General features: G+C 50.3%; 13 protein-coding genes and 2 tRNA genes. 6 read left to right on the top strand and 9 right to left on the bottom strand.

Translation table 11 applies throughout. The features are described from left to right. The first annotated feature begins 17 nt into the window (after positions 1 to 17). Positions 18 to 956, top strand: coding sequence for a ribose-phosphate pyrophosphokinase (locus M1D30_RS06190; RefSeq protein ID WP_248507438.1), 939 nt, complete (start codon positions 18 to 20; stop codon positions 954 to 956). A 3-nt stretch (positions 957 to 959) separates the two neighbouring features. Beyond that, positions 960 to 2,051: a TlpA disulfide reductase family protein gene (locus M1D30_RS06185; RefSeq protein WP_248507436.1), complete on the top strand. Its 1,092-nt coding sequence runs from the start codon at positions 960 to 962 to the stop codon at positions 2,049 to 2,051. Between the two features lie 92 nt (positions 2,052 to 2,143). Here M1D30_RS06185 and panD read toward each other — a convergent pair whose 3' ends face one another. Continuing rightward, positions 2,144 to 2,488, bottom strand: coding sequence for an aspartate 1-decarboxylase (gene panD, locus M1D30_RS06180; RefSeq protein WP_248507434.1), 345 nt, complete (start codon positions 2,486 to 2,488; stop codon positions 2,144 to 2,146). Continuing rightward, on the bottom strand, positions 2,485 to 3,339 hold the full coding sequence (gene panC / locus M1D30_RS06175; RefSeq protein ID WP_248507432.1) for a pantoate--beta-alanine ligase: 855 nt from the start codon (positions 3,337 to 3,339) through the stop codon (positions 2,485 to 2,487). The genes panD and panC overlap by 4 nt, the downstream gene beginning before the upstream one ends. 171 nt (positions 3,340 to 3,510) lie before the next feature. On the opposite strand from panC, the gene M1D30_RS06170 reads away from it, so the two are divergent. Genes M1D30_RS06170 through M1D30_RS06160 form a run of 3 tightly spaced genes read left to right on the top strand, consistent with a single transcriptional unit; the run spans position 3,511 to position 6,010 of the window. Beyond that, positions 3,511 to 4,329, top strand: a complete 819-nt coding sequence (locus M1D30_RS06170) for a glycogen/starch synthase (RefSeq protein WP_248507431.1) — start codon at positions 3,511 to 3,513, stop codon at positions 4,327 to 4,329. 36 nt (positions 4,330 to 4,365) lie between these two features. After that, positions 4,366 to 5,838, top strand: coding sequence for a DUF4270 domain-containing protein (locus M1D30_RS06165; RefSeq protein ID WP_248507429.1), 1,473 nt, complete (start codon positions 4,366 to 4,368; stop codon positions 5,836 to 5,838). A gap of 43 nt (positions 5,839 to 5,881) precedes the next feature. Further along, positions 5,882 to 6,010, top strand: a complete 129-nt coding sequence (locus M1D30_RS06160; RefSeq protein WP_248507427.1) for a dehydrogenase — start codon at positions 5,882 to 5,884, stop codon at positions 6,008 to 6,010. Positions 6,011 to 6,066: 56 nt separating this feature from the next. On the opposite strand, the gene M1D30_RS06155 is transcribed toward M1D30_RS06160, so the two are convergent. The 6 genes from M1D30_RS06155 to M1D30_RS06130 form a co-directional block, all read right to left on the bottom strand. Then, positions 6,067 to 6,813, bottom strand: a complete 747-nt coding sequence (locus M1D30_RS06155) for an RNA methyltransferase (protein ID WP_248507425.1) — start codon at positions 6,811 to 6,813, stop codon at positions 6,067 to 6,069. 56 nt (positions 6,814 to 6,869) lie between these two features. Beyond that, positions 6,870 to 6,942: transfer RNA gene (locus M1D30_RS06150), tRNA-Gly, on the bottom strand. 72 nt (positions 6,943 to 7,014) lie between these two features. After that, positions 7,015 to 7,087 (bottom strand) — tRNA-Thr (locus tag M1D30_RS06145). 160 nt (positions 7,088 to 7,247) lie between these two features. Continuing rightward, positions 7,248 to 7,463, bottom strand: a complete 216-nt coding sequence (locus M1D30_RS06140) for a hypothetical protein (RefSeq protein WP_248507415.1) — start codon at positions 7,461 to 7,463, stop codon at positions 7,248 to 7,250. A gap of 404 nt (positions 7,464 to 7,867) precedes the next feature. Further along, on the bottom strand, positions 7,868 to 9,439 hold the full coding sequence (locus M1D30_RS06135) for an OmpP1/FadL family transporter (protein ID WP_248507413.1): 1,572 nt from the start codon (positions 9,437 to 9,439) through the stop codon (positions 7,868 to 7,870). Between the two features lie 66 nt (positions 9,440 to 9,505). Continuing rightward, positions 9,506 to 10,498, bottom strand: coding sequence for a hypothetical protein (locus M1D30_RS06130; RefSeq protein WP_248507411.1), 993 nt, complete (start codon positions 10,496 to 10,498; stop codon positions 9,506 to 9,508). A 159-nt stretch (positions 10,499 to 10,657) separates the two neighbouring features. Here M1D30_RS06130 and prmA point away from each other — a divergent pair, with 159 nt between their 5' ends. Further along, on the top strand, positions 10,658 to 11,566 hold the full coding sequence (gene prmA, locus M1D30_RS06125; protein WP_248507410.1) for a 50S ribosomal protein L11 methyltransferase: 909 nt from the start codon (positions 10,658 to 10,660) through the stop codon (positions 11,564 to 11,566). 39 nt (positions 11,567 to 11,605) lie between these two features. Here the strand turns inward: prmA and M1D30_RS06120 are convergent, their stop codons facing one another. Next, the gene (locus M1D30_RS06120) at positions 11,606 to 12,838 is read right to left on the bottom strand and encodes an S-adenosylmethionine:tRNA ribosyltransferase-isomerase (RefSeq protein ID WP_248507408.1); all 1,233 of its coding nucleotides are present in this window, start codon (positions 12,836 to 12,838) and stop codon (positions 11,606 to 11,608) included. Positions 12,839 to 12,840: the final 2 nt, after the last annotated feature.

Below are 12,840 nucleotides of genomic sequence, written 5' to 3'. Positions count from 1 at the left end.
ACGAACCAAATAATAAAATGACTACACAAAATTCCTACATGGTCTTCTCAGGCACCGCCACGAGATACCTGGCAGAAAAAATCTGCCAGAGCTTAGGTTGTCCTCTGGGAAAACTGCAAATCACTAAGTTTTCTGATGGAGAATTTGCCGTATCCTATGAAGAATCAATCCGCGGACGCGACATCTTCCTCGTACAAAGCACATTCCCCAACAGCGACAACCTGATGGAGCTGCTGCTGATGATTGACGCCGCCAAACGTGCCTCGGCTCGCACCATCAACGCTGTTATCCCCTATTTCGGATGGGCTCGTCAGGATCGCAAAGACAAGCCACGTGTCAGCATTGGCGCAAAACTCGTGGCCGACCTTTTGAGTACCGCTGGTGTCAATCGCGTGATCACGATGGACCTGCATGCAGACCAGATTCAGGGATTCTTTGATGTACCCGTCGACCATCTGTATGCCTCGGGCGTTCTGCTGCCATATCTCCAAAGTCTGAAACTGGACGATTTGGTTATTGCCTCTCCCGATGTAGGCGGTTCTAAGCGTGCAAACACCTATGCCAAATATCTTGGATGCCCACTGGTTCTGTGCAACAAGACCCGCGCACGCGCTAACGTAGTGGCCACCATGCAGATTATTGGCGATGTAGAAGGTAAGAACGTGGTGATTATTGACGATATGGTGGATACCGCAGGCACCATCACCAAAGCCGCCGACCTAATGATGGAAGCAGGTGCTAAGAGTGTTCGTGCATGTGCCTCCCATTGCGTCATGAGTGGTCCCGCCAGCGATCGTGTACAGGAATCGGCCCTCAGCGAGATTGTCTTCACCGACTCAATTCCCTACACTCAGCGTTGTGCCAAGGTAAAACAGATCAGCGTAGCCGAGATGTTTGCCGAGACCATCAGAAGGGTGATTGAGAACGAAAGCATAAGCGACCAATACATTGTATAAATTATGAAGCAACTAAGACTTTTCATCGGACTGGCTTTCTCAGTTTTGGTAATGTCGGCATGCCAATCAAACGGCTACAAAGTCGAAGGCACCGCCGAAGGCATGGAAGATGGGGATACCATCTTGATTTTCAAGAATGCCCCCGCCCCCGTTGACACGCTCATCGTCAAGAACGGCGCGTTTGAATGGAGCGGACAAGCAGACTCTGTTGTATGCTACTTCCTGACAGCCCCCAAGACTGGCACTTCAACTCTGTTCTTTGCCGAGTGTGGCACCATTCACATCAGCCTGCCCGCCAAGGGAGTGGCAACGGTGTCTGGTACAACCGCCAACGACGCCCTTCAGGAGATGAACGTGAAGCAAGCTGAATTCCGTGGAAAGCTCGATGCGTTGCTATCAAAGCTTAATAACAAAGACACCAACGAGGAGCAGCAGAAGGTCATCTACGAGCAGTACAACAAACTGCTGGACGAGATGAACAAATATGTTGTCAGCATAGCCATCAAGAACCTCGACAACGAATTGGGCTATATGCTCATCACGGGAATGGCCTATGGTGATGTGTTTAAGAAAGACGAGTTGAAGGAACACATTTCTCAGATGCCTTCCGAATTTCAGCAGCGTCAGGCCATCAAAGATATTCTGAAGATGATTGAATCAACGTTCACCACCGAGGAAGGCGACGTGATTCCCGACTTCAGTATGAAGAATCCCGAGGGCACGGACATCAGCATCATGAGCGAGGTAAAGAAAAACAAGATTACCATAATCGACTTCTGGGCTTCGTGGTGTGCCCCTTGTCGCGAGGAGATGCCCGCCATGAAGAAGATGCTTGAGGCCAATGCCGCTAAGGGACTGGGTATTGTTGGCATATCAATTGACGACAATCAGGAAGACTGGACAGCCAGCATTCAGGAGATGCAACTCAGTTGGCCGCAGATGTCCGATCTAAAGGGTGGCGGTTCCACCATCGCCCGCAGTTTCGGCGTTCGTGCCATTCCTTTCACGGTTGTTCTGAACCAGGAAGGCAAGATTCTGAAGAAGGGTCTGCGCGGCGAGGAGTTGGCAACCTTTGTTAACGAGCAGTTGAAATAAGAATCAAACAAAAAAAGATATAAAAAAGTGGGTGCAACGTTCAGACGCTACACCCACTTTTTTTATATATCTTTATTTATATGCTCGGCGACCTACACCAGGCGGTTGTCTCTGGGGAAAACTACGGTAGGCTTGAAACTCTTCGCCTCCTCAAAGTCCATTAGCGCATACGAGATAATAATCACCGTATCGCCTACCTGAACTTTTCGAGCAGCTGCACCGTTCAAGCAAACACATCCGCTGCCACGCTCACCCTTGATGATATAAGTCTCGAAACGCTCACCATTATTATTATCCACAATCTGCACCTTCTCGCCAGCAATCATGTTGGCAGCATCCATCAAATCCTCATCAATGGTGATACTACCCATATAGTTCAGATTGGCCTCTGTCACCTGAACACAATGAAGCTTTGACTTCAATACCTCTATCATCATACTTCCTTATACTTAATATGGTCAATAAGACGAATAGGCGTCTTACCGCAATACACCGTTATACATCCCACGATATAAGCAGAATCCTCCCATTCTGCCACATCCTGCAAAGTGTTACCGTCGACAATAGAGAAATACTCCACGTCAAGTCCATCCACCTTATTAATATCAGCCACAACCTTGTCGTGCGTCTCCTTCAGGGTGTGCTTCTTGGCATATGTCAAACTATCCTTCAATGCCTTATAGATGGCAGGAGCGATGGCACGCTCATCGGCACTCAGCAACGTGTTACGGCTGCTACGAGCCAATCCGTCATCGTCGCGCACAATCTCGCATTCCACAATTTGAACGCCCAAGCCCAACTGGCGCACCATAGCCTTCACAACGGCAATCTGCTGCCAGTCCTTCTCGCCAAAGTAAGCTCTGTCTGGACGTACGATATAAAACAGGCGACTCACCACCTGACACACACCATTAAAATGGCCAGGACGATGCGCGCCCTCCATCACCGTAGACACAGGCGGAAACTCAAAATGACGCGTATCTGGCGTGGGATACATCTCCTCAACCTCGGGAGCCAGCACATAGTCGGCACCACAAGCCTCCAGCAATCGGCAGTCGGCCTCCAGGTCGCGAGGATAGTTTTTCAAATCATTCTTATCGTTAAACTGAGTTGGGTTAACAAACACCGATACAACGGTAACTTCATTCTCGCTCACACTACGTCTAACGAGCGATGCGTGACCCTCGTGGAGTGCGCCCATAGTAGGCACCAATCCAACGTTTTTCCCCTGTTTGCGTTCATCAAAAAGAGCGTTTTGCAGGTCAACAATCTTTTTAAAAACTTTCATTTTTTCTCTATGATTCTCGTTTTGAGGGTGCAAAATAACAACAATTTTCCCAAATATGGAAAAAAAACTCTAAAAATAAGCCTATAAAATGTCACTTTTTCCTAAAATCGCACATTTTTTGCGGTTTTATGCAAAATAATTTGTACCTTTGCATGTGATAAAATAAAGAATATGGCAAAGAAAAAAATTCTATTTATCAATCAGGAGATTTCTCCATACGTGCCAGACACCACCATGTCGGTATTCGGTCGCGAGATCCCTCGTGCCCTGCAAGAGAGAAACCACGAGATTCGTACGTTCATGCCCAAGTGGGGAAATATTAACGAGCGCCGCGGCCAGTTGCACGAGGTGATTCGCCTTTCGGGAATGAACCTGATTATTAACGACACCGACCATCCCCTTATCATTAAGGTGGCTTCCATTCCCACGGCCCGTGTTCAAGTGTATTTTATTGACAATGACGACTTCTTCACCAAGCGCCAAATGGCAGTAGACGAGAATGGCGAAGGCTATGCCGACAATGGCGAGCGCGCTATCTTCTTCGCCCGTGGCGTGCTGGAGACCGTGAAAAAGCTGCGTTGGGTGCCCGATATGATTCTCTGTCAGGGATGGATGAGCAGTGTGGTGCCCTTCTATATCAAGACCGCCTACCAAGACGAGCCATCGTTTGCCAACACAAAGGTAGTGACAGCCCTCTACAACAACAAGTTGAAGAAAGACTTCGGCCCCGAATTCAAGCAATGTCTGGAGTTCCGCGAAGCCAAGCAAGAGTTGCTCACCGACTATAAGGACCTGTTCGATTACGAAGACCTTGAGAAGTTGGCCATAGACTATAGCGACGGTATAGCCGTGATGGAAAAGGGCGTGAGCAAGACCAGCGTGAAATATGCCAAGAGTAAGGGACTTCCCGTTCTCGACATGCCTGGCGACGACTTTGGCGATGCCTACGAGGCCTTCTTCGACCAGATCAAGCCCGACGATCCTGAGTGATAGTCAGAAAAGAACAAAAAAATCATATACTTGTAAATGAAACGATTCTACTATTTGGCCGGTGTCGTCCTGACGGCTATGGCCATTTATTCATGTAGCGAGGATACGGCGGGCATCGGTCAGTCGCTGACCAACCCTACCGACCAGTTGGACGTTACGACAGCCGACATCGAGGTAGACTCAACCCGCACCATTATTGCCGACTCCGTATTTACATTAGGCAACAGCTCTTATCTAGGTTGCGTGCGCGACCCTGAGACCCTGGCTGATGTAAAGAGCGAGTTTACCACCCAGTTTAATCTTCTGAGCAACTTCTTCGTATCGGACGACGACAAGTTCGTGAGTCGTGCTGACGACGGGCTGGCCGCTGCCGACTCGTGTGACATCATTCTCTATGTGTCGAGCCCATACAACGCCAAGGACAGTCTCTCGGCCGTCAAGATGAAGATCTACGAGCTGCAGAACACCTTGGAGGAAGGCACCCGCTACTATTCAAGTTTCGACCCACTGAAACAAGGGATGGTGCGTGCCAACGGACTGGATAAGACCAAGATGATGACCTTCCTCAACCAGTTGGACACCGACGATGAGCGTGAGGCCAAAAACTATCTCAACAACATCCGTATCACATTGAATGCGCCCTATATCGCGCCCGACGGCACTACGTACAACAACTACGGAACATACCTCATCCGCCAGTATCACAAGCACCCCGAGTATTTCCGCAACTCGTACACCTTCTGTCACAACGTTTGCCCGGGCTTCTTTTTCCAGATTACCGACGGCTACGGCTTCTACTCAAACCTGTCGAACATCGGTCTGCGCACATTCTACAGAATACAAGACGGCGATAGCATTGTGAACAAGACCATGATCATGGCTAGCACCAAAGAGGTGCTCCAGACCACATACGTGACCAACGACAAGGAAGCCATCCAGAAGTTGGCCAGCGAGAAGACACACACCTATCTGAAGACCCCTGCGGGCCTGTTCACCGAGGTTGCCCTGCCCATTAAGAAAATTAAGGAGGGCCACGAGAACGACTCGCTGATAGCCGCAAAGATTACGTTCCAGCGACTGAACAACCAGTCGACCGACGAGCGCATGTTCGGCATTCCCCAGAACCTGCTGATGGTTCAGAAAGACAGTTTGAAGAACTTCTTCGAAGAAAGTCTGCTACCCGACAACAAGTTGTCGTATATCGTGAAATACAACTACAACGGCAGCACCTATAAGAACAACAACACATACAACTTCACCAATATCTCGAACCTCATCACCAGTCTATGGAACATGCGCCAGAAAGGCGTCAGCGAGAACCCCAACTGGGAGGCTGAACATCCCGACTGGAACAAGGTTGTATTGGTGCCTGTGAGCTACGACAGCAACACTTCGACGAGTGTCGACCACGACATGTCGCTCACCAGCGTGCGCCTTGTTGGCGGCACAGAGAACCCCAACGACCCCATCAAGGTGAGTGTTGTCTACGGCAAGTTCCGCGAGAAATAAATAAGCATATCGGTTCCATAATCCGCAATATACAATAACGACTATGGCAGACGGATATCTAGAGAAACATCAGGCCGACTATGAGGCTCGCAAGGAAGCATGGCTCAGGAAAAAGCGCCATTTGCCCCAGACGAAGCCCCGCCCACAGCGGCCCGACGACGAAGCACTATAAAAAGCAATGGGAAGCATCTTTCGATGTTTCCCATTCTTTATTTATCTATTCAAGTCTTACGCCTTACGCTGTCTCACAGCCTCGTAGAGCAAGATAGCTGCCGACACCGACACGTTGAGCGAGTCAAGCTGTCCACACATCGGAATGCGAATATGCGCATCGGCTGCCTGACGCCACTCGTTGGTGAGTCCCGTAGCCTCCGTTCCCATCACAATGGCCGTGCCGCAGGTCATATCCATATCGTAGTACAACTCCGAGTCCTGCAACTGCGCCGTCAGAATCTTGATGCCGCGCTCCTTCAGGAAAGCAATACACTCCTTGTTGCCCACAGCCACCGTAGGCACCGTAAACAAAGCTCCGATGCTAGCACGAATAAGGTTGGGATTGTAAAGATCCGTCAGCGGGTCGCACAGAATCACCGCATCGGCACCAGCCGCATCGGCCGAGCGCAACACAGCACCCAGGTTGCCCGGCTTCTCAACACTTTCGAGAACCATAATCAGCGGGTTCTCGGGCAGGTTCAGCGTGTCCAGCCCATGCGCCTTAGCCTTGACTACAGCCAGCAGTCCCTCCGTACTGCCACGATACGCCATCTTCTCGTAAACCTGCGGCGTCACCTCGTAAACATGCTCCACGCCAACCAGCACCGACATGTCTGAGAAGAGCGATGCACAATAGTAAATACTGTCCACCACGTAGCCGGCCTTCATGCAATGGCCCAACTCACGTACGCCCTCCACCACAAACAAACCCGTCTTGCGGCGTTCTGAAGACTTCTGCTGAAGCAGCATCACCTGCTTCACTCTCTGATTTTGTAAACTGGAAATGAACTGTGGTTCTATCATAAAAAAAGAAAAGGAGCGGAATACGGGACTCGAACCCGCGACCCTCGGCTTGGGAAGCCAATGCTCTACCAACTGAGCTAATTCCGCGATTTTTTGATTCTAAAGAATGGATAAAAGCAAAAAAGGGGTAACCCTACCCCTCTCAACCTTCTTTTCTTGAGCCGACACCCGGACTCGAACCGGGGACCTACGCATTACGAATGCGTTGCTCTACCAACTGAGCCATGTCGGCAACCCTTGTGTGTTTTGCGGGTGCAAAGGTAACTATTTTTTTTCTTTTCAACAAATTTTATCTCAACTTTTTTAGCCTCCGCGCCCGCAATTATCGATACCTGCCGTTTCGAGACTCTAAAGATGCCATTTCGAGGCTCCAGATATGCCGTTTCGAGGGTCTAAAGATGCCGTTTCGTATCATAGGGGGCGTGGATATGGTTTTCCAACCAAAATTCCGCGTCGATGGTATGCGCGCCAAGTGAGGGGAAAAGCATCGGTACAAGCGGTTCTTGCATCTCTTTTGATACTTGTGAGAGTAGTAATTTCACTACTTCTGTGCCTTTTCCGGGCTTTGGCATCGCCGGAGCGGTGCGGTCAAAAATATTGTAAGTCATTGCTTTTTAGGGAATTAAATGATAATTTTAATAAAGGACAGTCTCAGTCTCAGAATCTCAGTTGTTTTTTAGTACACCCTTTATCTCTCCATATTCTTATTATATATTATATATATATTTAATAATCAATAAGTTATAAAATAAATAAAGGGCATTGTTGAGGTGAGAAGTCCCTTGATTTTTAATTGAGATTTGAGATTTTGAGATTATTACGACCCATTTCTCAATTCCCTACTAGGCCCTCCATTGCCCACAGCAGTTCCGCGACAAACGAACTTGCGAGTATTCAAAAAAAAAGCGAGGAGTTGACATCACGTCAACTCCTCTTTCAATCACATAATGATGCGGTTCTCACGAAAGGCAACACCATAACCATTAAATAACAAAAAGTGTATCTCTTAGCGTCAATCCCATATGTTCTTGTCGAGCGAGAACGTGTAGTTTACGGTGAACAAGAATTGATGACGCTGATTTTTCAAGTCAACCAACTTGGCCAGGTTGCTGATGTACTGGTCCTCGTACGAGTCGAACGGAGCAAACTTGCCCTTCTGAACCGAATACTGATAGGCTGCACCAAAGTTCCAGGCGCCCGACTGAATGCCGAGTCCGCAGGTGATACGATGCGTAGCATCCCAGTTGATGAAGTCGCTCGTTGAGCTGTGATACGAGCCCATAGATCCCAGCCATGTGTCCTTATAGCCATTCTTCTCGTACATAGGCGACACGTAGTTGTAGCCAAAGCGCACAGCCACGGCGGGATCGGGGCGCAGCTCAATGCCAGCCTTGAATGTAGACACGCCCTTGAGGGTTTTGGCCGTGTGGCGGTTCATCTCGTTGTCGCTCTCGCTTTCCTCGCCGCCGTCGTAGGTATACTCGCCAGTCAACTGACGTGTGTCCATGCTGCTGTAGTCGGCAAACTCGTAGCCCAGGCCCAATGCCAGCCAGTCGCCCACGGTATGTCCAGCCGAGAGGTTGAAACGCCAAGGAGTGTAGAGTCGGAACTTATACTCGTCGGCAATGCCATCGTACACGCCTGTATTGTCTTTATAAGTGGTGAAACTACTCGTCTTCAGGTCGTACCATGTAGGCGTGCTCACGCTCAAGCCGAAGCGCAAGGGCGATTCCTCGATAGGACGGAAGATGACACCCACCTTGACATCGGCGCCCTGACCTTTGATGCGACGGTCGTCGCTGATGGTGACACCAAAGCTCTGCGGCACGCCACCGAGTCCGCCCACCAGATTCTCGGCATATTCGCCATAGTGATGATAGTGCACATCGTGAATGCCCACGGTGACGCCCCAGAAGAAGCGGTCTTTCACGTTGCCACTCAGGTTGAAGTCGTACTCGCCCACATAGCCATCATGCATGCGGTCGAAGACATACTCCTCACCATCGTACGAATACCACCTCCGATCGGTAGCATTGTAGTTCAGGTTGTTGGCATAGAGGGCATCAAGGACGCTGCACGAGCTGTAAGCGCGATTGAAATCGGGCTTGTCATTCTCCTCAACATAGAGCAGTCTTTGGTCGCGCTTAATCACAGTGGCTTTGTTTTGCGAAGCACCATTCAGTCCATCGGCCACACTAAGAATCTGGTCGAAGTTGCGACTTTTGTGGTAGTTGAAACCAAAGTTCACATTGTTGTTTGAGTTCCACTGAGTGGCGTAAACCAATCCAATCTGGTCGAAGCTGAGGTTGGTCTTATAGCCATCGGCAAAGCGCTTGGCGTTCTGCTGACTCACCACTCCGGCCGACAGCGACACAGACGATGAGCGGAACAGACCAATGCCGGCAGGGTTTGTGCCGATGGTCGATATGTCGGCTCCGAGCGCGTCCATAGCGCCACCCATACCCACATAGCGTGCCGTGCCGTTCAGGTCTTCTGTGGCCACCGCTGCGTTCTGATATGTCTCTTGTGCAACCATGGGCATTGCACCCATCGCTAAGGCTGCGATAAACAAATACTTCTTCATATGGTTTAAAGTTTTGAATGTCCTTTTTTATCTGCGTCCATCTATCCTGGGTTGAGCACCGACTGGTTATCTGCGTCCACCGCTGGTTGAGCGACCGCCACCTACGGAACCGCCGCCAGAGCGACCACCGCCACCAAACGAACCTCCGCCGCCACCAACAGAACTACCTGCGCTACGGTTGCCACCGCCGCTGTAGACGCTGCCCGAGGTAGAGCGCGTGTTGCCGTTGCCAATGCTGGTGTTAACAGTTGTATTGGTGCGAACAGGTGCCGTGGTTCGGCTGCCCGTGTTAGAACGACCTCCAATGATACCTGCCGAACGTACACCGCCCGTAGTGCTTCTGCCGGCTCCCACGCCACGACCGTTGGCCGTAGACGAATAGGTGGTGCTGCGATGATTGTTCTCTACAATGCGTCCGTGGCTCTGTGTGCCGGTACGCGAGGTATAGACGCTACCATGGCGAATAGTGGTGGGCGAAGTGTAGCTATAGTAATAATAAGGATAGCCATAGCCGTAGTAGCCATACCAGCCACCATACCATCCACCATAGCCTGCATACCAGCCGTAGCGACGCCAACCATAGTCATAATACCAGGGATCGTACCATCCAGCATACCAGGGATCGTAGTACCAGGGATCGTACCAGGGATAGAGCGATGAGTAATACCAGGGCGAATGCCAACCCCAACTGTCGCGCTGACCGGCCTTATAGCCTTCCCAATAGGCTATCGATGGCACATAGTCGTCGAAGCGGGTCATCTGCTTGGTCAACTGATAATCGGCCACAGAGTCGGGATAAACGCCCTCCACAGCATCAAACGTAATCACGTCGCCAGTATCCTTAGGCAGCACCTGATAGCTGCTGCCCATGCGGTTATAGTCATCAACGCTGCGCTGCGAACCACAATAGTAAGTGCGCTCGTAAGCCTCTCGGGCCTTCTGGGCTGCCTCACGCTCGGCCTTCATCTTCTTACTCGAAGCGAAGTACATGTCGTCCTGAGCCGTCGCCGTGAGCGATGTCAAGACCAGCGTCATTGATAATAGAATCCACTTTTTCATATGCTCTATATGTTTTATTTATTTCTTCACGATGCAAAAATACTCAGAATTTAAGTGCAAAGATACGGAAAAACCCTAAAACGTGGTAGGATTTTCCCTATTTTTAGTAATTTTGCAGGAAAATAATATTTATTGATAATTGGTTAACGGTTATTGACTATGAAGTATTTTGAAGTGGATTTTACAATTGAGACGCCCCAGGTGATGATGCAGGACGCACGCGATATAGTGGCCGCGCTGGCTGGCGAGGCTGGGTTCGAGACGTTTGAGGATACGGAAAAAGGCATTAAAGGCTATGTTCAGCAAACGGAATACAACAAACAAGTACTCAGAGCATTACTCGACGGATGTCCGCTACCTTCGTGCACCATTTCGTTTACAACGAAGGAGGCCGAGGACAAGGACTGGAACGAGCAATGGGAGCAGGAAGGATTCGAACCGATTATTGTTGAGGGGCAAGGAACAAGGAGCAAGGAGCAAGAGAACAAGCCTGCAAATACGATTATCATTCACGATGGCAGGCACTTGCCACAAGACTATCCGCTCAACAATCACATCTCCATTGAGATTGACGCTCACCTGGCTTTCGGCACGGGCACACACGAGACGACACGCATGATGGTGAGTCAACTCATGGAACTCGACCTCGAAGGCAAGCGGGTGCTCGATTGCGGCACGGGCACAGGCATCCTGGGCATTGCAGCCCTGAAACTTGGAGCTAGTGATGCTGTGGGCTACGACATAGATGAATGGAGTGCCGACAACGCACGCCACAATGCGGTGATCAACAGGGTGGACAGTCAGTTCACGTCGCTTCTGGGCGATGCCTCCATACTTAAAGAGGTGGAGGGCGTGTTCGATGTAGTGTTGGCCAACATCAACCGAAACATCCTGCTGAACGATATGGAGGCGTTTGCTGGTAAGATGGCCCCCCACTCTACACTTCTTCTCAGCGGCTTCTATACGCAGGATATTGATTTGTTGGAACAGAAGGCATCGACATTAGGACTCACAAAAAAAGCCCAGAGGCACGATGGCGACTGGGCGTGTGTAATGTTTGAACGATAAAAGTTCTGTATATTGCGTTGGCAACGCAATATACAATACCTAAGGAATGAGTAGCGAACTGTCGCCATAGCTCAGAAAACGGAAGTCATGAGCCAAGGCATAGTCGTAAATCTTGTGCCAGTCGCCATGAACAAAGGCGCTGACAAGCAACAGCAGCGTGGACTGCGGCTGGTGGAAGTTGGTCACCAGCATCTTCACAATCTTATAACTATAGCCGGGGGCTATGATTATCTGGGTACTGCTGTGCAGGGTCTGCAGACCGTTGCGGTCGAGCCAGCCAAGCAGAGCCTCAATAGCCTTTATGGACGAAACCGCCTGCTCATTGCCTCTATTTTCTTGCTCCTCATACGGCTCCCATTGCATCACGTGCAGTTCACTCTCCTGCATATCGGGCTTCCGCATCACCTTGAGACCCATATAATACAGGCTCTCGAGGGTACGTACGCTGGTGGTGCCTACGGCAATAGCCTCGCAGTTGTGCGCCAAGAGTTTCTCTAATGTCTGGCGGCGCACACTGATATACTCGGTATGCATCGTATGACCTTCTATCTCCTCGCTCTTCACGGGCTTGAACGTGCCAGCACCCACGTGCAGCGTCACCTCCTCGCGGTCAATGCCGTGAGCATCGATGGCCGAAAGCACCTCGGGCGTGAAATGAAGTCCGGCAGTGGGAGCAGCCACACTACCCTTAATCTTTGAATAGACGGTCTGATAGGTGGTCTTGTCGCTTTCCTGAGTCTCGCGGTTCAGATATGGCGGAATGGGCAGTTCACCCATCGACTCGAGAATCTCGGCAAACGAGATGCTATAATTATCCCACTCAAAGTCTATGCGATAGCTGGTGCCGTGAATATCGCCACGGGTGGCACTCATCGTAAGGTGCTCGCCATGAATGTCGAGCTCGCGCTTCAGCGTGCCTTCCTTCCATTTCTTCAGGTTGCCCACAAGACAGTACCACGAGCAATGACCACGCATCTGAAACATCAGTTCGTAGTCTGATGGCTCAGCTGGCTCCAGCAGGAATATCTCGATAAGGGCACCCGTTTCCTTGCGGAAATGCAGTCGGGCTTGAATGACCTTCGTATTGTTGAAAACCATCAATGCGCCTTGAGGCAGATGACTGGGCAGATGGCAGAACGTGTCCTCGCCCACCTCACCGTGATTGTATACCAGCAATTTAGAATGGTCGCGCTGGGCCAGAGGGAACTTAGCTATGCGCTCGTCTGGCAAGGGGTAGTTATAGTCGCTGATGCGAATGTGTTTTGTATCCATAG

The organism is Prevotella sp. E15-22, assembly GCF_023204875.1.
GTDB lineage: Bacteria > Bacteroidota > Bacteroidia > Bacteroidales > Bacteroidaceae > Prevotella.
This window is presented reverse-complemented; position numbering and strand designations above follow the sequence as displayed.